29 protein-coding genes are annotated in these 26,130 nt (G+C 62.2%); 18 read left to right on the forward strand and 11 right to left on the reverse strand.

Annotated features, from left to right (window positions below; genetic code table 11):
* Positions 1-112 precede the first annotated feature (112 nt).
* Entirely contained in the window at positions 113-1,972 is a 1,860-nt protein-coding gene (locus tag V1279_RS15410) for a site-specific integrase (RefSeq protein ID WP_334437288.1), read from the reverse strand.
* A 210-nt stretch (positions 1,973-2,182) separates the two neighbouring features.
* Here V1279_RS15410 and V1279_RS15415 point away from each other — a divergent pair, with 210 nt between their 5' ends.
* The 3 genes from V1279_RS15415 to V1279_RS15425 all read left to right on the forward strand — a co-directional run bounded on the left by V1279_RS15415 (position 2,183) and on the right by V1279_RS15425 (position 3,396).
* A complete protein-coding gene (locus V1279_RS15415) occupies positions 2,183-2,770 on the forward strand; it encodes a CAP domain-containing protein (protein WP_442894770.1) in 588 nt (195 codons plus the stop codon).
* 73 nt (positions 2,771-2,843) lie between these two features.
* Entirely contained in the window at positions 2,844-3,068 is a 225-nt protein-coding gene (locus V1279_RS15420) for a hypothetical protein (RefSeq protein WP_334437290.1), read from the forward strand.
* A gap of 124 nt (positions 3,069-3,192) precedes the next feature.
* On the forward strand, positions 3,193-3,396 hold the full coding sequence (locus V1279_RS15425; RefSeq protein WP_334437292.1) for a hypothetical protein: 204 nt from the start codon (positions 3,193-3,195) through the stop codon (positions 3,394-3,396).
* 8 nt (positions 3,397-3,404) lie between these two features.
* Here the strand turns inward: V1279_RS15425 and V1279_RS15430 are convergent, their stop codons facing one another.
* Together V1279_RS15430 and V1279_RS15435 are read right to left on the reverse strand one after the other, a co-directional pair.
* A complete protein-coding gene (locus tag V1279_RS15430) occupies positions 3,405-4,172 on the reverse strand; it encodes an ABC transporter permease (RefSeq protein WP_334437294.1) in 768 nt (255 codons plus the stop codon).
* Positions 4,169-4,717, reverse strand: a complete 549-nt coding sequence (locus tag V1279_RS15435; protein WP_334437296.1) for an ABC transporter permease — start codon at positions 4,715-4,717, stop codon at positions 4,169-4,171. The genes V1279_RS15430 and V1279_RS15435 overlap by 4 nt, the downstream gene beginning before the upstream one ends.
* Before the next feature lie 11 nt (positions 4,718-4,728).
* On the opposite strand from V1279_RS15435, the gene V1279_RS15440 reads away from it, so the two are divergent.
* Complete coding sequence (locus V1279_RS15440) at positions 4,729-4,950, forward strand: hypothetical protein (protein WP_334437298.1); 222 nt, start codon at positions 4,729-4,731, stop codon at positions 4,948-4,950.
* Here V1279_RS15440 and V1279_RS15445 read toward each other — a convergent pair.
* The 3 genes from V1279_RS15445 to V1279_RS15455 are packed head-to-tail and all read right to left on the reverse strand — an operon-like array spanning position 4,931 to position 7,371.
* The gene (locus V1279_RS15445; RefSeq protein ID WP_334437301.1) at positions 4,931-5,734 is read right to left on the reverse strand and encodes an ABC transporter ATP-binding protein; all 804 of its coding nucleotides are present in this window, start codon (positions 5,732-5,734) and stop codon (positions 4,931-4,933) included. The genes V1279_RS15440 and V1279_RS15445 overlap by 20 nt on opposite strands.
* Positions 5,735-5,737: 3 nt before the next feature.
* Entirely contained in the window at positions 5,738-6,436 is a 699-nt protein-coding gene (locus V1279_RS15450; RefSeq protein WP_334437303.1) for a GntR family transcriptional regulator, read from the reverse strand.
* 11 nt (positions 6,437-6,447) lie between these two features.
* Entirely contained in the window at positions 6,448-7,371 is a 924-nt protein-coding gene (locus V1279_RS15455; RefSeq protein WP_442894771.1) for an ABC transporter substrate-binding protein, read from the reverse strand.
* A gap of 87 nt (positions 7,372-7,458) precedes the next feature.
* Between V1279_RS15455 and V1279_RS15460 the strand changes: the two genes are divergently transcribed.
* The 4 genes from V1279_RS15460 to V1279_RS15475 all read left to right on the forward strand — a co-directional run bounded on the left by V1279_RS15460 (position 7,459) and on the right by V1279_RS15475 (position 12,948).
* Positions 7,459-8,442, forward strand: a complete 984-nt coding sequence (locus V1279_RS15460; RefSeq protein WP_334437305.1) for a fumarylacetoacetate hydrolase family protein — start codon at positions 7,459-7,461, stop codon at positions 8,440-8,442.
* A gap of 49 nt (positions 8,443-8,491) precedes the next feature.
* Positions 8,492-9,268: a cyclase family protein gene (locus tag V1279_RS15465; RefSeq protein WP_334437307.1), complete on the forward strand. Its 777-nt coding sequence runs from the start codon at positions 8,492-8,494 to the stop codon at positions 9,266-9,268.
* 129 nt (positions 9,269-9,397) lie between these two features.
* Complete coding sequence (locus tag V1279_RS15470) at positions 9,398-10,405, forward strand: amidohydrolase family protein (RefSeq protein WP_334437309.1); 1,008 nt, start codon at positions 9,398-9,400, stop codon at positions 10,403-10,405.
* A gap of 731 nt (positions 10,406-11,136) precedes the next feature.
* Positions 11,137-12,948 carry a carbamoyltransferase family protein gene (locus V1279_RS15475; protein ID WP_334437312.1) on the forward strand — a complete coding sequence of 604 codons (1,812 nt, stop codon included), beginning with the start codon at positions 11,137-11,139 and terminating at the stop codon, positions 12,946-12,948.
* Positions 12,949-12,978: 30 nt separating this feature from the next.
* Here the strand turns inward: V1279_RS15475 and V1279_RS15480 are convergent, their stop codons facing one another.
* On the reverse strand, positions 12,979-14,124 hold the full coding sequence (locus V1279_RS15480; protein ID WP_334437315.1) for an OpgC domain-containing protein: 1,146 nt from the start codon (positions 14,122-14,124) through the stop codon (positions 12,979-12,981).
* Positions 14,125-14,356: 232 nt separating this feature from the next.
* Between V1279_RS15480 and V1279_RS15485 the strand changes: the two genes are divergently transcribed.
* A complete protein-coding gene (locus tag V1279_RS15485) occupies positions 14,357-14,662 on the forward strand; it encodes an ETC complex I subunit (RefSeq protein WP_334437318.1) in 306 nt (101 codons plus the stop codon).
* A gap of 149 nt (positions 14,663-14,811) precedes the next feature.
* Here the strand turns inward: V1279_RS15485 and V1279_RS15490 are convergent, their stop codons facing one another.
* Both V1279_RS15490 and V1279_RS15495 read right to left on the reverse strand, forming a co-directional pair.
* On the reverse strand, positions 14,812-15,309 hold the full coding sequence (locus tag V1279_RS15490; RefSeq protein WP_334437321.1) for an Lrp/AsnC family transcriptional regulator: 498 nt from the start codon (positions 15,307-15,309) through the stop codon (positions 14,812-14,814).
* 29 nt (positions 15,310-15,338) lie between these two features.
* Positions 15,339-16,007: a TetR/AcrR family transcriptional regulator gene (locus V1279_RS15495; RefSeq protein ID WP_334437324.1), complete on the reverse strand. Its 669-nt coding sequence runs from the start codon at positions 16,005-16,007 to the stop codon at positions 15,339-15,341.
* 180 nt (positions 16,008-16,187) lie between these two features.
* Between V1279_RS15495 and V1279_RS15500 the strand changes: the two genes are divergently transcribed.
* The 6 genes from V1279_RS15500 (at position 16,188) to V1279_RS15525 (ending at position 23,871) form a co-directional block, all read left to right on the forward strand.
* Positions 16,188-17,360 (forward strand): isovaleryl-CoA dehydrogenase, encoded by a 1,173-nt coding sequence (locus V1279_RS15500; protein ID WP_334437326.1) that lies wholly within the window; start codon positions 16,188-16,190, stop codon positions 17,358-17,360.
* Positions 17,361-17,471: 111 nt separating this feature from the next.
* On the forward strand, positions 17,472-19,076 hold the full coding sequence (locus tag V1279_RS15505; RefSeq protein ID WP_334437329.1) for a carboxyl transferase domain-containing protein: 1,605 nt from the start codon (positions 17,472-17,474) through the stop codon (positions 19,074-19,076).
* Positions 19,077-19,078: 2 nt separating this feature from the next.
* Positions 19,079-21,079, forward strand: coding sequence for an acetyl/propionyl/methylcrotonyl-CoA carboxylase subunit alpha (locus V1279_RS15510; protein WP_334437332.1), 2,001 nt, complete (start codon positions 19,079-19,081; stop codon positions 21,077-21,079).
* A complete protein-coding gene (locus V1279_RS15515) occupies positions 21,079-21,999 on the forward strand; it encodes a hydroxymethylglutaryl-CoA lyase (RefSeq protein ID WP_334437335.1) in 921 nt (306 codons plus the stop codon). The genes V1279_RS15510 and V1279_RS15515 overlap by 1 nt, the downstream gene beginning before the upstream one ends.
* 182 nt (positions 22,000-22,181) lie before the next feature.
* Positions 22,182-23,327 carry an FAD-dependent oxidoreductase gene (locus V1279_RS15520; protein ID WP_334437338.1) on the forward strand — a complete coding sequence of 382 codons (1,146 nt, stop codon included), beginning with the start codon at positions 22,182-22,184 and terminating at the stop codon, positions 23,325-23,327.
* A 304-nt stretch (positions 23,328-23,631) separates the two neighbouring features.
* Complete coding sequence (locus tag V1279_RS15525; RefSeq protein WP_108519462.1) at positions 23,632-23,871, forward strand: pentapeptide MXKDX repeat protein; 240 nt, start codon at positions 23,632-23,634, stop codon at positions 23,869-23,871.
* A 203-nt stretch (positions 23,872-24,074) separates the two neighbouring features.
* Here V1279_RS15525 and V1279_RS15530 read toward each other — a convergent pair whose 3' ends face one another.
* Positions 24,075-24,428 carry a DUF6481 family protein gene (locus V1279_RS15530; protein ID WP_334437341.1) on the reverse strand — a complete coding sequence of 118 codons (354 nt, stop codon included), beginning with the start codon at positions 24,426-24,428 and terminating at the stop codon, positions 24,075-24,077.
* Positions 24,429-24,555: 127 nt separating this feature from the next.
* On the opposite strand from V1279_RS15530, the gene V1279_RS15535 reads away from it, so the two are divergent.
* On the forward strand, positions 24,556-24,738 hold the full coding sequence (locus V1279_RS15535; RefSeq protein ID WP_334437344.1) for a hypothetical protein: 183 nt from the start codon (positions 24,556-24,558) through the stop codon (positions 24,736-24,738).
* Between the two features lie 8 nt (positions 24,739-24,746).
* Here the strand turns inward: V1279_RS15535 and V1279_RS15540 are convergent, their stop codons facing one another.
* Positions 24,747-24,986, reverse strand: a complete 240-nt coding sequence (locus V1279_RS15540; RefSeq protein WP_442894772.1) for a hypothetical protein — start codon at positions 24,984-24,986, stop codon at positions 24,747-24,749.
* Positions 24,987-25,158: 172 nt separating this feature from the next.
* On the opposite strand from V1279_RS15540, the gene V1279_RS15545 reads away from it, so the two are divergent.
* Together V1279_RS15545 and V1279_RS15550 are read left to right on the forward strand one after the other, a co-directional pair.
* Positions 25,159-25,404, forward strand: coding sequence for a hypothetical protein (locus V1279_RS15545; protein WP_334437346.1), 246 nt, complete (start codon positions 25,159-25,161; stop codon positions 25,402-25,404).
* A 44-nt stretch (positions 25,405-25,448) separates the two neighbouring features.
* Positions 25,449-25,751: a hypothetical protein gene (locus V1279_RS15550; RefSeq protein WP_334437348.1), complete on the forward strand. Its 303-nt coding sequence runs from the start codon at positions 25,449-25,451 to the stop codon at positions 25,749-25,751.
* Positions 25,752-26,130: the final 379 nt, after the last annotated feature.

Here is a 26,130-nt window from a genome sequence, read left to right on the forward strand (position 1 = left end):
GCGCCCCTATCTGGTCTAGGTGATGCGCCTGAACATGCCCCTTTGGGGTTCTTCTGATTCGGCCATTGAGCAAGATGGCCGATTCGTGGTCGTTCGGGGAGCTTTTTTCGACTTATCGCCAGAATCTTTTTACCGATTCGCTATCGCTTGCCGCAGCTGATCGCTGGCAGACGGGTCGCCCTTGCTCCATCAGATCGACAAGGCCGGGGTAGCTGATCGCCTCAATCATCTCAACGCGCTGGCTCAAGATGCCTTGCGGCACGACGCCATAAAGCCCCGTCGTGCTTCCCTTTGTGTGCCCCAGCAACGGCGCAAACGTCTCATCCATGAACCCCGCGCGTCGGAACGCGTCGGCGGCAGAATGCCGGAAGGAGTGAAAATTCCGGCTCTTGTCTACCTTCACGCCAATGTCCTGGAAGTAGCCCGCGAAGAAGCGCGACGGCGTCCGCGAAAAGTGTCCCCGCGTGTCCGGCTCAAGTTCTGGAAACAGTTGCGTCTCGCCGCGCGCCACCATGCGCTTATGGTAGTTGATGAAACCCAGTTCGATTAATCGTGAGTGCACCGGCACAACGCGCGCGCTGCCGGCCGTTTTGACCGACTTGCCGTCCGCCCCTTCCGGCGTCACGTGCAAAATCCAGACGCCATGCAGCTGCCGAACGTCGCTGGTCAGCAATTGCGCCAATTCGCCCAGCCTGGCGCCGCTGTAGGCCGCGAGGTAGGGAAGCCAGTAACGCCAATCTCTAACAGCGACGTCGCCCGGCAAGTGTTCCTGTTTGTCGCCCCGGCAACGACGAAAGAGCGGTGACGAAAAGATCGTTTTAAGTTCGTCACCCGACCAGGGATAGACCGTCCGCTTCTCCTTATCGACGGTCAGGAACATGCCCCGGCAGGCGTCGGCCTCGATGTATTCGTTATCGAACAGCCATTGGCAGAACGGCGCGATCGCGCTCAGATATCGATTGGTCGTGCGGACGCTGATGACCGGCTTGCCTACCGTCGCGTTCGCCTCGATGACTTTCTTAAAGCTCATGCCCTGAAATTCTTTGATCGAGGTCGCCTTGCGCGGCCAGGACGCAAGGGCATGCTTCCAACTACGGACCGACTTCCGGGTGATCGCCGTTACGTGCGCGGTCTCCCCGACGTGCTCAAAGAACAGCTTCGCAATTCCCAAATTCTGCGCCCAGGTGTCGGCGCTCACGCGACCGCTTTGCTCGACCTGGTAGCGCGCATACAATTCCGCGAGGGTTTCGCCTGGCGCCGCGTGCTTCCGGCCCATGGTGGGGTCAACCGGCGCGACTACCGGATCAGCCGGCGCGCCGGTCCAATTGCCCTGGTCGCGTTCCTGGGCGCGCTCCAAGGCCTGTATTTCGGCCCGCTGCAGGCGTTGGCAAAGCTCGCGGTAGGCCGCGGAGCCTTTTTCGATCAACAGCCGGTCGCGCTGGATCACGTCATCGGCCGCCCATTCGATCAGCGCCGTCTCGCCTGCCGCCAAGTGCTTCCGGACCGCTGCCAGCTTGTGCATGCGCAGTTCTCGCGACGTAGCGCTGGCTTCCTTCATCATCTTCAGATCAAGTGCGGCGCTCAGTTGCACCAAAGGATCGTCGGACCAGGGCACGCGACCGGCCTCAATATCTGTCGCCAGCTCTTCCTGAACCGCTTGGATCGCCGCATCAGTGGGCAGGGCGGCACGCTCCAGCCGGTCTAGCTCCAGCGCCGTCGAGTAGTGCGACCAGGTTGCGCCCTGCAGATCCGCCGCGCTCGGCTCGCGCCGTGCCATCAGGGCCTCAAACTCGGCATACCAGCCGGACATGATCGGCAACGCTTTGGCCCGCGCGGCGTGAGGATCACTGGTGCCCAGGGACTTCCAGAGTTCCTTTTTTCGGAGGAACGCTTGAAGCTTCGTGGGGACGCTCACGCGGACGTAGTAGCGGGATGAACCTGGACGGCGAACAATATTTGAGGCTAAAGCCATGTTACCTTCGATGCCTGAGTCGTAACACCTAGTCGTAACAGTCGTAGGGCTTAAGTCCTTGTGATACAAGCATTTGTTGAAATCATTGAGGTTTTGGTCGGGGGAATTCTACTCCAGCTGCCCCGACCAATAAGATCAATGACTTGCCACGTCTTTTTCAGATTGAAACTTCCCAGCGATCCAAATTTGGGAAAGGGCAGGGGGAAACTTGTGACCGGTACGAAGACGGTCGTTCTGGCGCGGCAGGCTCTGCTGCTGGGGCTGGCGCTTTGTTTTGCCACCACAGTTCTGGGCCAGACGGCCGCGGCCAATCCGGCGCAGATGATTTCCGATTTTCGGCTAAAGCACGGGCAGAAGCGCGTAACCTTGGATGCTGCTCTCACACGGATTGCACACGATCAAGCCCAGGCAATGGCCGCAAAGGATCAACTGGATCACGACGTCCTCGGCCGATTCACTACGCGTGTCAGCCCGGCGGGCGCCGGCCGAGCCGCAGAGAACATTGCATACGGCTATGACGGTTTTCCCAAAACCCTCGACCAGTGGATCAATTCGTCAGGGCATCGAAAAAACCTGCTGCTGCCCGGCGCCACGCGCGTGGGTGTTGCCAGCGTGAAAAGCGCGAAGACCGGTCGCATGTATTGGGCCATGGTGATCGCAGGCGACTACGAGCGTCCTAAGAAGCCGAAGAGTTCGCCAAAAAGTTCACCGAAGGATTCAAAGCAGGCACATGCTGCGAAGCCTAAACCGCGCGCGGCTGAGGCCTGCCGACTGAAGATTCTCAGTATCTGCTTCTAGAGAAAGTTGCCACTTTGTGGCTTGCAATATCGTTCTCGTTATGTTCTCTTTGGTCGTTCTTCGGAGGTGACCAATGGATGTCGAGAAGCAACGGGAAATAATCCGGCTCTGGAATCGCATGCGCCGGGTCGAGGGTCCGCTCGCGGAAGAAATCCGTATCCAGATTCTTGAATGCTTTGCGCAGCGCGAGCCGCCGAGCGCGCGGATGAGCGATCGTCGGGAGGTGTTGAGCCGCGTGCGGGTTCCGACGGGTCAGGTGCATCGCATCGGCGAGCGCGGCAACAACGCAACGCTTTGACGGCTTCGCAGCTCGGCGAGGTTGATTCGGCGGCCGTCAAGATTGACGGAATCGACGCGCGGTGCATGCTGCAGCCATGTTGTCGCGTGTGCGCAATCATTTTCAAGGTGCGAAGTTCGCCCGCATGAGCAGCGGGACGTACTGCGTCATCCGCGATCTCGGGCTGGTCAAGGGCGGCAAGGGGATGCGGCACCACGAGGTGCTCGTGACCTTCAGCCTCAAGGCTGCCTGGCGGCGCGTTCGCAGGGACGTGGTCAGGACAAAGAAGAACGCTGTCTGGCTTGAACGGATGCCGGAACGTATGTCGGAGAATGCTTCGCAGCCGTAGCTGCCCAGTCAGCGCTGCGCCGCCTGCCATGCCAACAGACGATGCTCCGCCAGCGACATCGCCACCGACGTCACATAGCCGGTAACGCCAAGCAGGATGACACCGGCGAACAGGTCGGCCGAGCGGAAGGCGCGGGCCGACAGCAGCACCCAGTGGCCGAGCCCGTCGAGGCCGGCCAGGATTTCGCAGACCACCGACAGGATCAGCGCTACCGTCAGGCTGAGGCGCATGCCGGCGAGAATGTCGGGGCTGGCGGAGGGCAGCGCGATCTTGAAGGTCACGGCGAGCCGCGACATCTGCAACGACCGCGCCACCTCGTAGAGCCGGGGTTCGACCGCCGCAAAACCATGGATGGTCGCCAGCATGATCGGCCAGATCGCGCCGAAGGCGATCACGAACAGCGCCATCGCCTGCGTCAATCCGAGCATGGCGATCGCAACCGGAATGATCGCCGATACCGGGAGCGGCCGCAAAAACTCCAGCGAGGGCGCGACATAGGTCCGCATCGTGCGCGACGATCCGATGATTGCGCCGATGGCGATGCCGGCGATGGAGGCGGCGAGCCAGCCATAGGCCATGTGTTCGAGCGTGCCCGCGAGCTTGCTCCAGAGGTCGCCTGCGGAAAATCCGCGCACCAGCGAGGCCCAGGCGCGGTCCGGTCCCGGCAGGAACACCGGCGAGACCAGTTTCAAATTGGCGATCAATTGCCAGAGCGCAATGAAGCCGGCTGCTATCGCAAAGCTTGCCACGCGCCAGACGATCGCTGTGCGGTTCATGGGCTGTCTCCACTCAACGCGGCACGGCCGAACAGGCGGTGCTGGGCCACGGTCAGAAGCACGTTCAGCGCGTAGCCGATGATGCCGATCCAGACCAGATAGGCCAGCATCAGGTCGGGACGCAGCGCCTGCTGCGCCAGCATGATGCCGGCGCCGAGGCCGAGCGGGTTGATCGCGATTTCGACGGTCACGGCGACGATCAGGGCAATGCCGGCCGACAGCCGAAAGGCGACGAAGATCCGCGGCAATGCGGCCGGGATGATGATCTTCCAGACCCGCTGCGCCGGCGGCAGCCGCAGCGCGCGCGACACCTCCATCAGCCGCGGCTCGATGCTGCGCACGGCCGCGCGCGACAGGATCAGAATCGGCCAGACGCAGGCGAACGCCACGATCACGATTTCCATGCGATAGCCGAAGCCGAGCGCGATCAGCGCGATCGGCAGCAGTGCGATCGAGGGTATTGGACGGATCGCCTCGACGGTCACTTCCATCAGGCGGTTGAGGGTATCCGAAATTCCAACAGGCGATGCCGAACGCCAGGCCAATGAGGGTGCCGATGGCGAGGCCCGTGAACGCCGAGAACAGCGTGTCGCGCGTCGCCGTCAGGATCGAGAAATCGGCGAAGGCGCCGAAGAGCGCCATGACGATTTCGCTCGGCGGCGCAAGGCTGTCGCTTTGCAGATGGGTGGCGCGCGCCCAGACCTCGAACGCCACCAGCACCGCGAGCGGCAGCACCAGCGCCTTGGCGGAATTGGCCGTCACTGCTCGGTCGCCTTGATGAAGTCGAACAATTGCCGCCGCAGCCGCAGGAATTCGGGATGCTCGCGGGTCGACAATTGATCGCGCGGGCGCGGCAGGTTGACCGAAAGCTCGATGCCGATCCGTCCCGGATGCGGCAACAGGCCGATGACGCGGTCACCGAGATAGATGGCTTCGTCGAGGTCGTGGGTCACGAAGATCACGGTGGCGCCGCTGGCCGCCACCAGCGACAGCACCTCGTCCTGCAAGCCCTGCCGCGTCATCGCGTCCAGCGCGCCGAACGGCTCGTCCATCAGAAGCGTCTTCGGCTCCTGAGCGAGGCAGCGGGCGATCTGCAGGCGCTGCTGCATGCCACCGGACATTTCGGCGGGATATTTGCTCGCGTGGCCGGGCAGGCCGACGGTGCGCAGCAATTCCTCGATGCGGGCAGGGCGCTCGGATGACGGCATGCCGCCCGCTTCCAGCGCCAGCGAGACGTTGCCTGCCGCGGTACGCCACGGCAGCAGCGCCTTGCCGTAGTCCTGGAACACGATCGCGATCTCGCGGCGCGGCTCGCGCATCGACTGGCCGTCGAAATTCACCTTGCCGCTGGTCGGCTGGTAGAGCCCTGCCGCCAGACGCAGCGCCGTGGTCTTGCCGCAACCGGACGCGCCGACGATGCAGAGGAATTCGCCGGGACGAACGCCGAGGCTGAGATTTTCGATGATGGTCTTGCCGCCGAGTACGAGCGTCACTCCGTCAAATGCGATCTGCGGCGCAGGGATGCCGGGTACGGCTTCGAGGCGTTTTGCGGCGCTTGCCATGATTCAACTCTCGCTGCCGGGAGGATAGACGAAATTGAGGGTCGAGCGCAGATGTGCTTCCAGCATCGTCTGCGAGCCGGGAATATCGCGCGCGATCGCCCGATCGGCCAGCAATTGATGCGCGCGCACGAATTTCTTGCCGCTATCGACCGAGCGCATCATCATGCGGCGGTAGCGGTAGGCCTGGTCGTAGAGATCGGAATGGGCTGCCAGCAAACGCTTCGAGCCGCACGCCGCCAGCAGGGCAGTGTGAAAGCCCTTGTGCAGCCGGTCGAAATCCTCCGCGCCCTCGCGGAATTCATCGCCGGTCCGCTCGATATGGCGGCGCATCTGGTGCAATGCGCTGACGATACCGGCCTCCCAGGCATCGTCGCCGTGGATGATCGCCAGCCGAATGGCCTCGACCTCGACCGCCGTGCGCATGCAGGTGATGTCGAGCAGATCCTCGCGGCTGACGTCGGCGACGCGAAAGCCGCGCTGTCCGATGCTGACGATCAGCCCGCGCGACATTAGCCGCGACAAGCCCTCGCGCAGCGGCGTGGCGCCGATCTCGTAGCGCTGGACCAGATCGACGATGCCGAGTCGCGATCCCGGCGCCAGATGACCGGCCAGGATGTCCTGCTCGACCAGCACGGCTGCGCGCTCGCTCAGCGTGGCGGCCTCGGTCACCAGTCGGCTCGGTTGGCGCTCGGAGGCCGGCATCGCGAAATCCTCTACTTCAGGACCAGCTTCGACGTGTCGAGCTTGGATTGCAGCATCTTCTGCGACGACATCACTTCGATCCACCAGCCGAGTTGCTCGGGCTTCAGCGCCGGTTCGGAGCGGTTCGGCGGCGTCGCCTTGACCAGCTCGATCGGCTGCTTGGTGAATTTTGAGATCGAGGTCGATGCCTTTTCGCGGTCGTTGTTGACGATGACCGCGGACTCGGCGATCGCGTCGCGGAATTTCTTGATGGCCGCGGCGTTCTTGTCGGCCCATTCGCGCGAGGCCGCGTAGAAGATGATGGGGTCGGTGCGCGCCAGTTCGACCGCGTAGCGTGCGCCGACCGAGCCCAGTCCGGCATTGGTCATCCGCGTCACGAACGGTTCGGCGGTCAGCACGGCATCGACGCCGCCCGACTTGATGATATCGGCCATGGTCGGGAAGGTGACCTCGACGAAATTGACGCCCTTGGGATCGACGCCTTTCTCCACCAGCCATTTCACGAACAGCACGTGCAGGAAGGCGTTCAGGCCGGGCGCGCCGACCTTCTTGCCGACGAAATCCTTCGGCTCCTTGATGGTGATGCCGTTGCGGACAAAGGCGGTGATGTTGCCGTTCGACACAGGGCTCATCACGGTTGCGCCGGCAATCGCAACGAGATCGAGGCCGCCATCGGCCGCCTGCAGGAACACGGTCGAGGTCGGCCCGCCGATCTGGATCGAGTTCGACAGGATCGCCGCCGGGATATTCGAGTTGATGCCGATCGGCGTCATCTCGACGTCTAGCCCGTGCTTTTTGAAGATGCCTTCGTCGATGGCCACCATCGCCGAGGCGCAGTCCGAGGTCGCCGTGCAGCCGACCTGGATCTTGGCTTGCGCAAAGGCGGTGCCAGTCAGCGCCACGCTGACCGCAAGGGCGGCAAGGACCTTTTTCACTACATTCTCCCCAATATACATTTTTCTGTCTTGTTTATCGATATTTTTTTTGATCATATATTTCATCGGAAAACAAGGGGTCATCCAGTGAAACTCGCGACATTCAAATCCGGCGGACAGGAAAAGATCGGAATCGTGCATACGGGCGATACGCTTCTGTTCGATCTCGCAGCCGCCGTTAACCGGAGCGGAAGCGCCAGCCCGGCCTTCGCATCGATGCTGGCATTGATCGACGCCGGAGGCGGCGCGCTCGAACAGGCAGCCCAGGTGTTCGACAAGCACGGCAAGGACGCGAGCCTGTCGGTACCGGTGCAGACCGCCGAGATTCTCGCGCCGGTCCCGGAGCCGCGGCAGATGCGCGATGGCATGTCGTTCCCGCTGCACATCCTGCAAGCCCCGCGCGGGCAGCTCAAGCTTGCCGCGCGCGCCAAGGGCGACATGGCGGAACTGGCGCGGATCGAGGCCGAGCCGCTTGGCGAGCTGCCGGAGATCTACCGCAAGCAACCGATCTACTACATCACCAACCGCTTCAGCGTCCGCGGCACCAACACCACCGTGAAGTGGCCGCGCTACAGCCAGGTGATGGATTACGAACTCGAATTCGGCATCATCACCAAAAGCAAGGGCGCCAACATCTCCGCCGCCGAGGCCAAAGACCACATCTTCGGCTATACGATCTTCAACGACTTTTCCGCCCGCGATGCCCAGCGCATCGAAATGGAAGGCCGGCTGGGGCCGGCGAAAGGCAAGAGTTTTGACGGCGGCAATGTGATGGGGCCGTGGATCGTCACGCCGGACGAGATCGGCGATCCCTACAAATTGAAGATGGAAGCGCGCGTCAGCGGCGAGAGGCGCTCGCAAGGGGTAAGCGAGGGCATGCTATTCTCGTTCGAGGAGATCATCGCCCACGTCAGCAAGGACGAGACCCTGATGCCCGGCGAATTCATCGGATCCGGCACTGTCGGCAATGGCTGCGGCCTCGAGCTCGGCTGGTATCTCGAGCACGGCGACACCATCGAACTCGAAGTCGAAAAGATCGGTATTTTGAAGAACCGGGTTGAGCGGCAATAGCTGCCCCCGGATACGTCAGCAAAACAAGAAACACCAGCGAGGAAACGCCATGGCGCGCAAGTTGATCGATATCTCCGTTCCCCTGCAAAACGACGTGCCGGCCGATCCGCCCGGCAATCATCCGACCATCCAGTATATCGATCACCAGCAGGGCCTGCCGCGGATGCTGCAGTTCTTCGACGGGCTGAAGGCGGAAGACCTGCCGGACGGGCAGGGCTGGGCGGTCGAGCAGGTATCGCTCTCCACCCACAACGGAACGCATCTCGACGCGCCCTGGCACTTCCACCCCACCATGAATCGCGGCGAGCGCTCCTGGACCATCGACGAGGTGCCGCTGGAATGGTGCCTACAGCCGGGCGTGAAGCTCGACTTCCGGCATCTTCCGGACGGCTATGTCGCCACCGCCAAGGACGTCGAAGCCGAACTGAAGCGGATCGGCCATACGCTGTCGCCGCTGGAAATCGTCGTGGTCAACACCAGCGCCGGCGTCAAATATGGAAGGCCCGATTACGTCACCTCCGGGTGCGGCATGGGCTACGAGGCGACGATGTATCTGTTGGAGCGCGGCGTGCGGCTGACTGGCATCGACGGCTGGAGCTGGGATGCGCCGTTCATCTACACGGCGAAGAAATATGCCGAGACTGGGGATGCCAGCCTGATCTGGGAAGGCCACAAGGCCGGCCGCCACATCGGCTATTGCCACATCGAAAAGCTGCACAATCTCGAACAACTGCCGTCGACCGGATTCATGGTGTCGTGCTTCCCGGTGAAGATCGAGCGCGCCTCGGCGGGCTGGACCCGGGCGGTCGCCATTCTCGACGGCTGATGGCTGCACGCGACAACAACAAAAACAGGGAGAGCACGGATGACGGATTTGTGCACGCCCCCGCTGCGGGGATGCTTCTGCTGTGGCCCATCAAGTTCGTCGCGTTCCGCAGCAAGCCGGCGCGGCTTCATGTTCGGCGCCGGCGCGCTGGCGCTGACAACAGCGGCAGGTAGCAGCCGGGCAACGGCACAAACCGTCGACACAAAACCGTTCCGGATTGACGTCCATCATCATCTGTCGCCGCCGACCTATGTGACCGCGTCGAATGATAGTGGCTTCGGCGATCCGTTGATGAAGAACTGGAGCATCGAGAAATCGCTGGCCGACATGGATAGAGCCGGCATCGCCACCGCGATGCTGTCCGTGACCACGCCCGCGGTCAATTTCACCACGGGCGAGAACGCGCGAAAGCTCTGCCGCGAGTCGAATGAATATGCGGCGAAGCTTGTTGCGGATTATCCCGGACGGTTTGGCAATTTCGCAAAGCTGCCGCTCACCGACGCCGAAGGCAGCCTGCGCGAACTGACGTATGCGCTCGACACGCTCAAGGCCGACGGCATCGCCTTGATGACGAGTTACGGCGACAAATGGCTCGGCGATCCGCTGTTCCTGCCCGTGATGGAGGAGCTCAATCGCCGCAAGGCGTTGGTCTACACCCATCCGACGGCGGCCAATTGCTGCGTGAACCTGGCGCCGACGCAGCCGCCCGTCATGATCGAGTTCGGCACCGACACGACGCGCACCATCGCCGACATCATCTTCTCCGGCAATGCGCGGCGGTTTCCCGACATCCGCTGGATCTTCTCCCACGCGGGCGGGACCATGCCGTTCCTGATCGAACGCTTCGTCCGCCATCCGCTGCTGGCGCCGAAGGCCAAGGAGACGGTGCCCGACGGCACGCTCACCGAGCTGAAGCGTTTCTTCTACGACACCGCGCAGACCTCCAACCGCGGCTCGATGTCGGCGCTGGCGGCGATCATTCCGCCGTCGCAGATCGTGTTCGGAACGGACTTCCCGTACCGGACCGGCGGCGATCATGTGAAGGGGCTGCGCGAGGCGGGCGTGTTCACGGAAGAACAGATAGCGGCGATCGAGCGCGGCAATGCGCTTAAGCTGTTACCGCGACTCGCAAGCTAGTTGTCATGTCGCGAAGCGATCCGCAAAATGGAAAAGGCGCGCCGGATTGTCCGGCACGCCTTTGATCTTGTCTCCGATCCCCGCCTCAGGCGACGACGATCGGCCTATATCACCACCTGCAGACGCGGGCGCCGTAGGCGTTCCACCAGCAGCGCGGACCAGGGCGTACAATAACGGGCCCGCCATAGAAGCCTCGGCCTCGGCCGCGATAGAAGCCACGACCGCCGCCGCGATAGAAGCCACGGCCACCGCGATAGCCTCCTCTGCCGCCTCGGTACGCCTCTGCCGGCGAAGTCGTCGCGCCAACCAGAATGGCAGAGCTGCTCGCCACGTAGACGAACAACAAAGCCAACGCTGCAAGGCAGCGGGTCAGGATATTGTAGCGTTTAGCCATTCGAGAATCTCCCGGTCACTTCCAAGCATCTGGACTTCGGCACTGTCCCACTTAGACGCGCGAGAAAGCCTTCGGTTCAGATGCGGCAAGACAATATTTTCACTAAGGTTCTTTCGGGGTCGGGACTTTATTAAGGAGGGCAGGTAAGGTCAAGTTACCGTCGGATTGGCCAGCATTCTTGCGTTGCGCCGTTCATCTTCCTGAATGCTTGCTGAACGCCGATGATTGTGCGTTGCAGAATTTGGAGAGAAGCTACGGCACGGCCACGCCAGCATCTTGATGTCGACACGATCTCCATTTTTCAGCGCACGATGAATCCCCGCCTTAACGAGTACCCATGTCCAAAAAACACACTTATGTCCTTGGCCTGAACACTTATGACCATGATGTGAGCGCCTGCCTGTTGCGCGACGGCGCCATCGTGTTTGCGATCGCCAAGGAGCGGATCACGCGGGCCAAGCACGCATCGGGCTTCTACAAGGAAGTGATCGATTATTGCCTCGAGGCCGAAGGCATTACGCTCGACGACGTCGATCTCGTGGTGCGCAATTGCTACATCCTGCCGGTCCCGGAAATGGAGGAGCGGCTGGTCTATTTTGACGCGCCGGGCTTTCTGCCGGATTTCGAGCGGGGCGACGCGGCCAAGCATCCGCTGTATCTGTCGCGTCAGGACAAGGTGGTCACGATCTCCCATCATCTTGCGCACGCCTACAGCGCGTTCGCGGTGTCGCCGTTCGAGGATGGCGTCGTGATGATCGTCGATGGCGTCGGCAGCTACCGCTCCGACGTCATGGAAGCCTTTCCCGCCAGCGACACGGCGACGCCGCTGGCACGCGAGTCCGAGAGCTACTACAAGTTCAGCGGCACCGCGCTCGAATGCCTGAAAAAGGTCTGGATGGAGCCCGACCGCGGCTTCCTCAGCGACGAATTCTACAACATGCCCGGCCTCGGTGCGCTCTACAGCCGCGCCTCGACCTACATCTTCGGCGACTGGAACAAGTGCGGCGAGCTGATGGGATTGGCGCCCTATGGCCGCCGCGATCAGGTCAAGCATCTGCTCGAAATGACCGACGGCCAGCTGCAGGTGCCGCACTGGACCGCTGAGTTCAAGCAGCCTTACGTGTTCGAACCCGGCAGCAACTGGGAAAAGAGCCCTGCGATGCGGCACTGGGAAGATCTGGCCTGGCGCACGCAGGACGACACCGAAAACGTCCTGCTTGCCCGAGCCCGCTGGTTGCGCGAAACCACCGGTGCGAAGAACCTCTGCATGGCCGGTGGCGTGGCGCTGAATTGCGTGGCGAACGGCCGGGTCGCCCGCGAAGCCGGATTCGAAAACGTCTGGATCCAGCCCGCGGCGGGCGACGACGGGATCGCCATTGGCTGCGCCTATTACGGCTGGCTCGAAATCCTGAAGCAGCGCCGCGGCTTCGTGATGGATCATTCCTATGTCGGCAGGCGCTACAGCGATCAGGAAGCCGCCAAGGAATTGCAGAAATTCCTGGTGCGGATCCAGGTCGATGCCGTCAAGAGCGAGAACGTCTGCCGCGATACGGCAAAGCTGCTCGCCGATCAGAAAGTGATCGGCTGGTTTCAGGACCGGTCGGAGTTCGGACCACGAGCGCTCGGCAACCGCAGTCTGCTGGCCGATCCGCGCAAGCCCGAAATGAAGGATATCCTCAACAGCCGCGTCAAACACCGGCAGGCGTTCCGGCCGTTCGCGCCGATCGTGCTGGCCGAGCGCATGAAGGAGATCTTCGAAGGCGAGGAGGACTCACCCTTCATGCTGATCGCCAAGCCGGTTCGTCCCGAGTGGCGGGACAGGATTCCTGCGATCGTGCATGTCGACGGCACCGCGCGGGTGCAGACCGTGCGCGAAGAAACCAATCCGATGCTTTACCGCCTGCTAAAGGAATTCGAGGCGCTGACCGGTGTTCCCGTGCTGATCAACACCTCATTCAATATCAAGGGCGAGCCGATCGTGGAAACGCCGCAGGATGCCGTGAACTGCTTTCTGACCACGGGCGTCGATCATCTGGTCATCCACGACACGATCGTGTCGAAGACCGCCATGCACAAGGTGGTCGCGCCGCTGGTCAATATCTACACCGACGTGCGGATGCTGGTGGCGTCGACAGCGCAGCCGGCCTGAACCGGCTGCCGGAGACCAGCCGGGAGCCGCTCAGGCGGCTTTCGGCGCCGCCGGCTTGAGCGGCTTGTCCTGCCGCTTCGACCAGGAAATGTAGTAGGCGACGACGGTCATGATCGCGATGCCGGTCACGCTGACGAGGATCTGCACGAGCAGCGAGCCTGAGCTCATCGATAGTTGGAAATGCCCGACAAAGGACAGGAACACGCCGACGCAGAAAACCGCGAGTGATTGCTGGCCGCAGACGATCAGCGGATCGAAAATCTTCCACTCCAGGCCCGGCCACTCCTTGGGCACGAAACGGATGACCAGGATCACGATCACCACGAAGTGCAGGAAGCGATAGGGCGCAAGGTTGGTCTTGTCGTTGGGGTTAAAGGTCGAATACAGCCACTGCGGGAACATATCGCCGAACGTCGGAAACTTGCCGGCCATAGTCATGACCAAAGCGAAGATCATGTAAGCGATGCAGAAATACAGCGTGATCGGCGAGTTGATGATGTGCAGGTTCTTGCGGGCGCCGCCGAGCGCGCACCATGCGCCGAACACGAACAGCACCTGCCAGGCGAACGGATTGAAGTACCAGGTGCCGACCGGATAGGCGGACAGGTTCCAGCCGGTCTGCCGAGACACCAGCCACAGCGCGATTGCAGCCAGCATGGTCAAGTTGGGCTGGCGCAGCATGAACCACAGCACCGGCGGGAACAGACCCATCAGCACGATGTAGAGCGGCAGCACGTCGAGATTGACCGGCTTGAATTTCAGGAACAGTCCCTGCCGGAGCGTTTCGGTCGCGTTATCGATCAGGCCGACGACGTTGAAGTCGTTGACCAGTTGGGAATCGCCAAAACGCAATGCGAGATAGCTGATCGAGGCGATATAGATCACGAACAGGATGATGTGGGCGACATAGAGCTGCCAGACCCGCTTGGTCAGCCGCGTGGCGCCGACGATGAAGCCGCGTTCCAGCATCATCCGGGCGTAGACGAAGGAGGCGGTATAGCCGGAAATGAAAACGAACAGGTCGGCGGCGTCGCTAAACCCGTAATTGCGGGTGGTGATCCAGTTCACGACATTGTCAGGGATATGATCCAGGTAAATCGCCCAGTTCGCGACTCCGCGAAACAGGTCCAGCCGGAGGTCGCGTCCTTTGTCGGGAAGGGTGGCGTTGATTTTCATGGATGCCGCTTCGCAGTGATGCTTTCGGGAGGATGGCGCCGCAACACGGGGTCCCGGGCGCCGGATAGCCCTGGATTGTCACAGTACGGCATAATCACTATACCGGTACGGAAATGGTACATCCGGATTTCTGGAATCACCCATCAAATTTCCTGAGAGGTGTGTCTATACTATCCCGGCCGTTTCCACCAACCGCTACCATGTCGCATACGCTTAAGGACCCGAACCATCCATGACCGCACGCATTTTTAAGCCCGCCAAAAACGCGATGCAATCGGGCAGGGCCAAGCCCCAGGAATGGCAGCTCGATTACGAGCCCGAGCAGCCCCGGGCCGTCGAGCCGCTGATGGGCTGGACCTCGTCGGGCGACATGAAGCAGCAGCTCACCTTGCTCTTCGATACCAAGGAAGACGCGATCGCCTATTGCGAGCGCAGGGGCATTGCCTACCAGGTGATCGAGCCCAAGGATTCGGTGCGACGGCCGGCCGCCTACGCCGACAATTTCGCCTTCAAGCGCGTCGAGCCCTGGACGCATTAAAGCGTTTTCCAGCGAAGTGGCGACCGGTTCGCGTCAAGAAAACGCGTCAAACCAAAAATCTAGAGCCCCGTTCCGATCCCATCGGAACGGGGCTCTAGAAGCCTGAGCGGCGCTTCCCGGTCGCTCGACGCGGGGAGTTGCGGCGCGGGTTACGGCGCCGGGTCGGATGCTGCCGGATAGTTGGGGATCGGCAGCGGCGCGTCCTTTGCGACGCCAAGCACCGGGAAGGTCCTGATGTTGCGCACTTCAGGCATCGCGGAAAACTGCAGAAGCTGCTGGTGCATGCCCTCGACGTTTCGCGCCACGCATTTGAGCAGATAGTCGGCGTCGCCCGAAATCCGCCAGGACTGCAGCACGAGCGGCGCCGCCGCGATCGATTTTTCGAACGCCTGCAGCGGGGCCTGGGCTTGGCTCTGCAACTGGATCAGGACGAAGGAAATGACTTCGTAGCCCAAGAGCGTTTCGTCGAGCGTGGCTCTGACAGCGCTGACATAGCCGCGCTCGCGCAGTGCGCGAACCCGCCGCCGGCATGGCGGCTCCGAGATGCCGACCCTATCCGCCAGTTCGTTGTTGCGGATGCGTCCATCCCTCTGCAGCTCGGATAATATCCTCAGGTCGATGTCGTCGAGGGGGTGGCGTTCCGTCATGGGCTATTCTTGGGCTCCTCTTGGGCACCTCATCGGCGCTCCGGTCTGCCGGGCGCCGGCAGGTCGGAGGAGGGCGCGCGTTTGGTTCGGGCCGGGTCAGGTGTAGTTCCGGGGGCGACGCTCGATAGCACCAGCTTTTCGTGAGCGGCGACGATGGCCTCCTTGGTGAGCCGCCCGCCGGGCCGGTACCAGGTGGTGAGGCCGGTCAACAAAGCCAGGATCGCAAATGTCGCCACCTGGATGTCCACGACTTCGAATTCGCCTTCGGCGACGCCTTGGCTGAGAATTTCAGCCAGCCGCCGCTCATAGGCACCGCGCAGCGCCACGATCTCTTCGTAATTCTTCGGTTCCAGGCTTCGCAGCTCGGAATTGGCGATGAAGACCTCGCGCTTCCTGGTCATGTGATAGGTGACGTGGAAGGCTGTGAAGGCGCGGAGTTTGTCGACCGGTCGCTGTTTGCCCTGCAGGGCGCGATCGAGCTGGCGAAGCAATTCGTTGATGTGGTCCCGTATCAGCTCGAACAGCAATTCCTGCTTGGTCGAGATGTGGTTGTAGAGCGATCCCGACTGGATCCCGACCTCGGCGGCGAGCTGACGCAAACTCATGGCCGCGTAGCCGTGCTCGAAGATCAGGCGCAGCCCGGCTTTGCGGATCGCCTCCATTGTCTTGGGGCCGTGAGAACCGATCGTCCGCGCCATAGGGCCTCTAAAGGTAGGCATTTCGCCGCCATGGAAACGAGCGGTCGATCGTATAATTCTGGCATGAAATGATAGTAATTTCAATCGCCTGTAGTCCTCATTCGAGCCCTGGCAGGTTCCACTTGCAGGTAAGTTAAAAAAACGTATGATCGTTTAATTCAGGAAGACATGGGGGAAATGATGGCCTCAAACAGGGCGCTGCTTCTCAATTTCGATCTCGGCGAGACCGCGGATGCGATCCGCGAGACGGTGCATGCCTTTTCACAAAACGAAATCGCGCCGCGCGCGGCCGAAATCGATCGCAGCAATCAGTTTCCGCGCGACCTCTGGCCCAAGATCGGCGCGCTTGGCCTGCACGGCATCACGGTCGAGGAGGAGTATGGCGGCACCGGCTTGGGCTATCTCGAGCACTGCATTGCGGTCGAGGAAATATCGCGGGCCTCGGCCGCTGTCGGGCTGTCGTATGGCGCCCATTCCAACCTCTGCGTCAACCAGATCCGCCGCAACGGCAATGAGACGCAGAAGCGCAAATACCTGCCAAAGCTGATCTCGGGCGAACATGTAGGTTCCTTGGCGATGTCGGAGCCGGGCGCCGGCAGCGACGTGGTGTCGATGAAGACCCGCGCCGACAAAAAGGGCGACCGCTTTGTGCTGAACGGCAACAAGATGTGGATCACCAACGGCCCGGTGGCCGACACGCTGGTGGTCTACGCCAAGACCGATCTCGAGGCCGGCCCGCGCGGCATGACCGCCTTCATCATCGAAAAGGGCATGAAGGGATTTTCCACCGCGCAGAAACTCGACAAGCTCGGCATGCGCGGCTCCGACACCTGCGAACTGCTGTTCGAGGATTGCGAGGTCCCGGAGGAGAACGTGCTGAGCGAGGTCGGCCGCGGCGTCAACGTGCTGATGAGCGGCCTCGACTACGAGCGCGCGGTGCTGGCGGCTGGTCCGATCGGCATCATGCAGGCCTGCATGGACGTGGTGCTGCCTTACGTGCACGAGCGCAAGCAGTTCGGCGAGCCGATCGGCAGCTTCCAATTGGTGCAGGGCAAGATCGCCGACATGTACACCACGATGAACGCCTCGCGGGCCTATGTCTATGCGGTGGCGAAAGCCTGCGACCGCGGCGAGACCACGCGGGAGGACGCGGCCGGCGCGATCCTCTACGCGGCGGAAAAAGCCACCCAATGCGCGCTCGACGCCATCCAGTTGCTCGGCGGCAACGGCTACATCAACGACTATCCGACCGGGCGGCTGCTGCGCGACGCCAAGCTCTACGAGATCGGCGCCGGCACCAGCGAAATCCGCCGCATGCTGATCGGGCGGGAATTGTTTGAAAAGACCGCCTGAACTTCACATTCGGGCCAAGATGGTACAGGCTGCCGCATCGCCTTCGAACATTCCGTTCCGGCCATTCCGAAGCAATCCAGGGCACTCCAGCATCCAAAGAAAACGCCGATCATGCAGCTTCATTCCACCATCGATCCCACATCCCAAGAGTTCGCCCGCAACGCCGACGTGATGCGCGCCCTCGTGGCTGAACTGCGAGAGAAGCTCAAAGTGGTCGCCGGCGGCGGCGGCGAGACGTCGCGCAAGCGGCATACCTCGCGCGGCAAGATGCTGGCGCGCGAGCGCGTCGACCTGCTGGTCGATCCCGGCACCGCCTTTCTCGAATTGTCGCCGCTTGCCGCCAATGGCCTCTATGGCGGTGACGTCCATTCCGCCAGCGTCATCACGGGCGTGGGGCGTATTTCGGGCCGCGAATGCGTCATCGTCGCCAATGACGCCACCATCAAGGGCGGCACGTACTATCCGATGACCGTGAAGAAGCATCTGCGCGCGCAGGACATCGCGCGGCAGAACAATCTGCCCTGCGTTTACATGGTCGATTCCGGTGGTGCCTTCCTGCCGATGCAGGACGATATATTTCCCGACGAGCGGCATTTCGGCCGCATCTTCTATAACCAGGCGCAGATGTCCTCGCATGGCATACCGCAGATCGCCATCGTGATGGGGTCCTGCACCGCCGGCGGCGCCTATGTGCCGGCGATGTCGGACGAGAGCATCATCGTGCGCAATCAGGGTACGATTTTTCTCGGTGGTCCGCCGCTGGTGAAGGCCGCAACCGGCGAGGTGGTGAGCGCCGAAGAACTCGGCGGCGCGGACGTGCATTCCCGCCAATCCGGCGTCACCGATCATTACGCGCAGGATGACGCGCACGCGATCGGGATCGCCCGGCGCATCGTCGCCACGCTGAAGCCGCCGACGCGCGCCGCGCTCAACATGCGCGAGCCGCGGGAGCCGCTGTTTCCGGCGGAGGAAATCTACGGCGTGGTTTCCGCCGACGGCAGAAAACCGTTCGACGTGCACGACATCATCGCCCGGATCGTCGACGGCTCGGAGTTCGACGAGTTCAAGAAACTCTATGGCACGACACTGATCTGCGGCTTCGCCCATATCTGGGGCTATCCGGTCGGCATCATCGCCAACAACGGCATCCTGTTCAGCGAGAGCTCGCTGAAGGGGGCGCACTTCATCGAACTGTGCTGCCAGCGCAATATTCCGCTGGTGTTCCTGCAGAACATCACCGGATTCATGGTCGGCAAGAAATACGAGGCCGGCGGCATCGCGCGCGACGGCGCCAAGCTGGTGACGGCGGTGGCGACCGCCGGCGTCCCGAAATTCACCGTCGTGATCGGCGGCTCCTACGGCGCCGGCAATTACGGCATGAGTGGCCGCGCCTACTCGCCGCGCTTCCTCTGGATGTGGCCGAACGCGCGCATCTCCGTGATGGGCGGCGAGCAGGCCTCCATGGTGCTCAGTCAAGTGCGCCGCGACAATATCGAGGCCAAGGGCGATAGCTGGTCGGCCGAGGAAGAGGACAAGTTCCGCAGCCCCATCCGCGCGCAATATGAACACCAGGGCAATCCGTATTACGCGACCGCTCGGCTGTGGGATGATGGTGTGATCGATCCCGCCGACACGCGGCTGGTGCTCGGCCTTGGATTGTCGGCGGCGGCCAACGCGCCGATCGAACCCACGAAATTCGGCCTGTTCAGGATGTGACGATGGACCGCTCAAAGCTCTACCGGCGTTTTCGCACGCTCCTGATCGCCAACCGCGGCGAGATCGCTTGCCGCGTCATCCGCTCGGCCCGCGTCATGGGCCTGCGCACCGTCGCCGTCTATTCGGAGGCGGATCGCGATGCCATGCACGTTGCCATGGCCGATGAGGCCGTGTTGCTCGGGCCGGCGCGGGCGCGCGACAGCTATCTCAACATTGAACGCGTGATTGAAGCCGCGCGCCAGACCGGCGCCGAGGCGGTGCATCCCGGCTACGGGTTCCTGTCTGAAAATGCCGAATTCGCGCAAGCCTGTCTGAACGCCGGGCTGGTGTTCGTCGGTCCGACCGCCGAGATGATGACGGCGATGGGCTCCAAGTCTGGCTCGAAAGCCCTGATGGAGAAGGCCGGCGTGCCGCTGGTGCCCGGCTATCACGGCGAGGCCCAGGATGAGGCGACGCTTGCAAAATCCGCCGACAAGATCGGCTTTCCGGTGCTGGTGAAGGCGTCCGCCGGCGGCGGCGGGCGGGGCATGCGCGTGGTCAATTCGGCCGGAGAACTTTCCGCTGCGATCGTCAGTGCCAAGCGCGAAGCCAAGGCGGCGTTCGGCGACGACCGCATGCTGATCGAGAAATTCGTTCAGAATCCCCGGCATATCGAGGTGCAGATCATCGGCGACAGCTACGGCAATTTGCTCTCGCTCTGGGAGCGTGAATGCACGCTTCAGCGTCGACACCAGAAGGTGATCGAGGAGGCGCCGTCGCCGACGCTTGACGCCACGCAGCGCGAGACCGTCTGCGCCGCCGCGCGCAAGGCGGCCGCCGCCGTGAACTATGTCGGCGCCGGCACCATCGAGTTCGTCTCCGATGGCAAGGAGGTGTTCTTCATCGAAATGAACACCCGCCTGCAGGTCGAGCATCCCGTGACCGAACTCATCACCGGCGTCGACCTCGTCGAGTGGCAGTTGCGGGTGGCGTTTGGCGAGAAGCTGCCACTGGCGCAAAACGAGATCAGGCTGAACGGCCACGCCATCGAGGCGCGCGTTTATGCTGAAAATCCGCAGAAGAATTTCATGCCTTCAGTGGGCCGGATCAAGACATGGCGCACGCCTGACGCCGTTGATGGACTGCGGATCGATGCCGGTTATCGCGATGGCGATGCAGTGTCGCCGTATTACGACGCCATGCTGGCCAAGGTGATCGCGTGGGCACCGACCCGGCAGGCCGCGATCGAGCGGCTCAACCGCGGCCTGGAAGAGACCGACGTCCGCGGCATCGTCACCAACATCCCCTTCCTGTCGGCGCTGGTGACACACACGGACGTGCGCGCCAACCGCATCGACGCCGGCTTCATCGAGCGCGAGTTGCAGAAGCTGACGGAATCGTCAGGCGTCGCTGGCGATCTCGTGCTTTGCGCCGCGGTCGCCGCCATCGTCAACGAGGAGCAGAAGGCGGCGCGCCAGGATTCGCCATGGCAGACGTTTGGCTGGATGCCGGTCGGAAGGCGGCAACGGGTATTCTCGTTCCGCCAGGGGCAGGGCGCCGAGCACAAGGTGGCGCTGCACTATGGCTCCGGGCCGATGACACTCTCGATCGGCAAACACGAATTTGTTTTCACGACGTCGCCGGCCGATGACGGCGGCTTCGATCTGACGATCGATGGCATGAAATCGCGCGTCGTTGCCGTGATCGAGGGCCATGAGCTTTACCTGCGCACCCGCAACGGCCGCTTCGACCTGCATTGGGTCGATCCGTTCGGCGGCGAGACCGAGGAGCTGGTCGGCGAAGACAAGATCGTGGCGCCGCTGCCGGGCACCGTAGTGGCGCTGCTGGCCGAGGAGGGCGCGACGCTGGAAAAGGGCGCTGCGATCCTGACGCTGGAAGTCATGAAGATGGAGCAGACCTTGCGCGCGCCCTTTGCCGGCGTGCTGAAGAAGATCAAGTGCAAGGTCGGCGATATCGTCAGTGAAGGTGTCGAACTTGCCGAAGTCGAACCGGCGACCGCGTGATGAGCGACAGCGTTCACATCGTCGAAGTCGGCCCGCGCGACGGGCTGCAGAACGAGAAGACCCCGATCAGCGTCGCCGATCGGATCGCGTTCGTCGACGCACTGATCGGTGCTGGGCTCAAGACGGTAGAGGTCGGGGCGTTCGTCTCGCCCAAGGCGATCCCGCAGATGGTGGGCTCGGCCGAGGTGCTGCGCGGCGTCAGCCATCATACCCAATGCGAGCTGCCGGTGCTGGTGCCGAACGAGAAAGGCTACGAGGCTTCGCAGGCGGCCGACGCCAAACTGATCGCGGTATTTGCCGCGGCGTCGGAAAGCTTTTCGCGCGCCAATATCAATTGCTCGATTGCGGAATCGATCGACCGGTTCAAGCCGGTGCTGGCTCGCGCCAAGGCCGACGGCGTCAGGGTGCGCGGCTATATCTCTACCGTGCTCGGCTGCCCCTATGAGGGCGAGATCAAGCCGCAGGCAGTGGTCGATGTCGCAAAAGTGCTGTGGGACCTCGGCTGTTACGAGATTTCGCTCGGCGACACCATCGGCGTCGGCACGCCCCTGAAGGCGCGGCAACTGCTGCGCGCCGTGGCAGGCGACGTGCCAATGGCCAATCTCGCCATGCATTTCCACGACACGTACGGCCAGGCGCTCGCCAATCTCTATGCCGGGATGGAGGAGGGCTGCCGCGTGATCGATTCCGCCGCCGGCGGCCTCGGCGGCTGCCCCTACGCCCCCGGCGCGACCGGCAATGTCGCAACCGAGGACGTGATCTACATGCTCGATGGCATGGGCGTTGCGACCGGCGTCGATATGTCAAAGCTGGTCGCGGCGACCAATGTCGTGAGCGGGCTGATCGGTCGCCCGCCGGTCAGCCGCGTGGCGGCGGCGTTGAACGCGAAGATGCGAAATACTGAAGGGCGAGCCGTCTGACATCCGATATTCGGTTTCTTCCACCAGCGCACCGCTGAATTTACTGTCAGGTATTCCATCAGCTATTTCGTCCGAAAACCGAAGTTATAGTAGTAAACCGATGCGCCGCTCCCCAAGCCGAGCACGTCCAAAAGATAGATTGTCTTCATGCTGCTTATGCCAACAAGGCGTGGGAGTTAAGCGTGAGCGCTAACAAAGCGATCAAACTTGCGGTGATCGGACGTGGTATGATCGGGTCGGCGGCTGCGCGACATTTGTCCAAAATGGGCCATGATGTTGCACTGATCGGGCCCAATGAGCCGGCAGATTATTCGCGGCATAGCGGCGTCTTTGGAAGCCACTACGATGAGGGCCGTATCACGCGGAGTTTCGATTCGGACCCATTTTGGAGGCAAGTGAACTGCGCTGCGATTTCGCGCTACGGCGAGATTTCAGCGGAAAGCGGTGTGGAATTCTACCGGGAAGTCGGCGTGCTTCACGTAGGCCCTGGCGAAAGCACGGACGTCGCTTCGGTTGGCAAAATCGCCGCTGAGGCCGGGATCCTTTGTGAAGCATATGATGATACGGGGCTCGCGGAGCGATTTCCGTTTCTGAGATCAACAGCGGGAATGCAGGGGTATTTCGAGCCGCGGAATGCCGGATACATCAGCCCGCGCCGCTTGGTCCGGGCGCAGACGATCGCGGCAGAGCGCGCCGGGGCGCGGATCATCGACGAACCTGCTCTGGGGATTTCGGAAAGCGGCTCTGGTGTGACGATCCGGACGAGATCGGGCAGTGTCGAGGCCGAGCGTGTTCTCGTTGCGGCAGGCGGGCATACCCAATCACTGCTCGGTCAATCATTGGGTTTTACGGTCTATGCGCGTACCGTGGCGATGTTTCGGCTTGGTGCGGCGGAGGTTCAACGCTTAGCCGGAATGCCGTCGATGCGTTGTTTCGGCCCCAGGGGCGAGGATCCCTATATTCTGCCGCCAATCCCCTATCCGGACGGCCAAACCTGGTTAAAGCTCGGCGGTGATCCGGTCGATCTTCCGCTCGAAAGCGAGGCGGATATCAAGGACTGGTTCAAATCGGGCGGATCGATTCACGTTGCTGATGGGCTTCAAAAGCAGATCCTTGACCGTATTCGCGACCTCAATTTCGAAGAACGCCGCGTCGTGCCTTGCATGACCACCTTTGGCGACAGGGGCCTGCCCTGCATCGGACCGCTTTCGGAGCGCGTAGCGGTGGCATTCGGCTGTTACGGCAAGAGCGCGAAATGTTCGGACGAATTGGGTCGGTTAGGTGGCATGGCGCTGCTCGGTGAGGTTAGAGCAGAGCTCGCACCCTGACCTGAGTTTTGTGTGGGTTTTCTGCAAGATATTGCGCGGTGCTTCAGGGCCCAAGAGTGCTTCAGGGCCAAAGACGCGCCAAACGCGGACGGCGAACACGTCAGCGACAAGTTCGCCGTGGTGGAAAAGAGCCATGAGTTCACCTTCATCCCCTAGCCGCCATCAATTTGGCCGCTTCAACTATCCGTGACAACGCAAGAACTTTGGGTGTGGCCGGTAACAAACCCCATCGCGGCATCGTCGTTTGAGGAAGCGGCAGACGTCGCTTTCGAGAAACCAGCCTAAACCAAAGGACGACAACCCCATGACCACCACGACCCGTATCGGCCTCGGCCTGTCTGCCGCGCTCGTTTCGCTCGGCCTTGCGTTCGCGCCGGCCGTCTTCGCTCAGGACAAGATGGGCAAGGACGATGGCATGAAGAAGGAATCGATGTCCAAGGACGCGATGAAGAAAGACGACGGCATGATGAAGAAGGACGGCATGAAGCACGACGGCATGATGAAGGACGGAATGAAAAAAGACGACGGCATGAAAAAGAACTGAGCCGCGCCGTCATTCCCTGCGACAAACGCAAAGCGTTTGCGCAAGGGAGCGATGCTTAAGCATCGGCCCCTGAGGCTCGAGATTCCCAGATGCGCCATTGCGCATCTGGGGTCTGGCGCTCACGCACCAGCCCGGAATGACGGGAGGGCTGAATCTGTCACTGGCAAGGGATGCCGGTGCGCGTTTTGCCCGATCCCTCTTGCCTACTTCTTCTTGCTCTTGCCTTTGCGCGCGGCGTAACGGGCGTCGCGCTTGGCCTTCTGCTCGGCCTCCATCGCCGCCAGTCTGGCGGCCTCTTCTTCCTTTTCGCGCGCGATCCTGGCGGCTTCCACCGCGGCGGCCTCAGCCTCGCGACGTTTCTGCTCGGCCTTTTCGGCTTCCTTGGCTTCTCTTGCCTTGGCACGCGCGGCCGCCTGGGCCTCGCGCTCGGCCTGGCGGCGCTTCACCTCGGGATCGTCGGGTCCCGGCTGAGTGCGAAACTTGTTCAGGATGTTCTGCCGCGCCTGCATCGCGGCCTTCTGGCGGTCCGCGAAGCTCGGTTCCTTGAATCCGCTCATAAAAGAGGCCTTGTCGCTTTCATTCTTGAGGTTGGACGCGCCACGCGCGCGGAATGGCGTCTAGGTAAGTGAACCCGGGGCAAAATGCCAGCGTCGAAATGGGGCCGATAGAGCAGGGGAGACTTGCGTGAATAGCAAATGGCTCAAACTGATGCCGATAAGCGGGATTTCGTCAGCCTGGCTGCTCTACGAGATGGCGACGGCGACCAAAGCCCCGAGCCGGGTGCTGGCGACCCTGCAATATGGGCCTCTCGCCTGCGCGCCGATTGGCCTGGTTGGCTCGCTGGTGATGCTCGCTTCGGAAACGTGACTGCAATCCTAGAAGCTATCGCGACGCCCACCGGGTCCGAGAACGCGTGCGACCGTCATCGCCGTCATCGCGACCCGATCCGCGATCCGCTGCGCCTCCAGCCTGTCGCGGGCTTTTTCCCTGATCATGATCTCGATCAGCTCGAGCCGCTTGGTCTCGTCGTCCGCTTGCGCCAGCAATTGCTTGTACCTGACGTAGTCGTAGCCTGTTTCCTGCTTGTCCACCGCACGCCCCGCACACGCGCTCACCCCGAACTCGCAGTGTCGATCAAGGGTTGTGAGCACGCAACGGATTTGCGCGAGTTATACCCATTTCTGCATTCATCGGGCTCGCGCACAAACCCGTGTAGTGTGAACCTGTTCACAGGGGCTGTAGCGGGTCGATCCTATTTTCCGGGCTTTCCGAACAGGAGCGACCGCCATGCCGCATAATTGGTGGACCCACAAAATCGTTCTCGCCGCCGCCGTCGTCGTGCTGGCCTGCGCCATCGGTTTCGCCACGTTCGGGCTGTCCACGCCGGAGCCCGCTCTGAGCGCAGCCCTTGGTCCGGACTGGCAGTGCAGCCGGCTGGCTTTCGTCTTCACGACCTGCAGCCGGGTCAAGAATAGCCAGTCCATGCCCGTCCGCGTCGCCAAAATCCCGGTGTGCGGACGGTTGCGGACGTAATAGGGTCGGGCCGGAAACGGAGTTGGCCAGAACCGGAGCTTCCCATGCAAAAACTGTCTCGTGTTATGGTGGCCGTGTCGGCGGCGGCTCTCGTATTCCTGCCTGCCGGAGCCGCGCTGGCGCAGGGCGCGCCTAGCGGCGGGACCACGCCTGCGGCAACGTCCACTGCCGCGCCGGAAACCACGGCTCCTGAAAAGGAGAAGGCGGCGCCGAAGAAAAAGAAACCGGCCAAGATGACCCGGCAGCAGGAGATCGACCGTTCGGTCGACCGTGGCACGGTGCCCGCGCGTTACCGGAACTCAGTGCCGAAGGAGTATCATCAGTATATTCCGTTCGATAAGCGATAGAACGCGGCGAGTAGCTGCTCTCGTCACGTTCCGCGAACGCGGGTATCCAGGTCGCCGCGGCTTGACCACGTCATTGCGCGCAGAGTTTTGCGCTCAGGCGTGCGGGATACACGCAAGGAATATGCACACGTGTATCTCACCGTACTCATACGGATTGGCTGCGCGAGCACGGCGCTTCTATAACGACGTCGCTTGCAGCGGGGGGGCAGGGCGTTCGTTCATCACGACGAGCGCTACCACTGGAGGCCACGAGGCCCGGACTCCTAGGCACTCCGGGCCTCGTCTACTCCTCATCGCAGCGGCCGAGCCGCTTCCACCGCTCACCCGCTTCATCGGCTCAATCGGAAAAGCACAAGCGCCGCACGCGGTCATCGGGCCT

The organism is Bradyrhizobium sp. AZCC 1610, assembly GCF_036924515.1.
Taxonomy (GTDB): Bacteria; Pseudomonadota; Alphaproteobacteria; order Rhizobiales; family Xanthobacteraceae; genus Bradyrhizobium.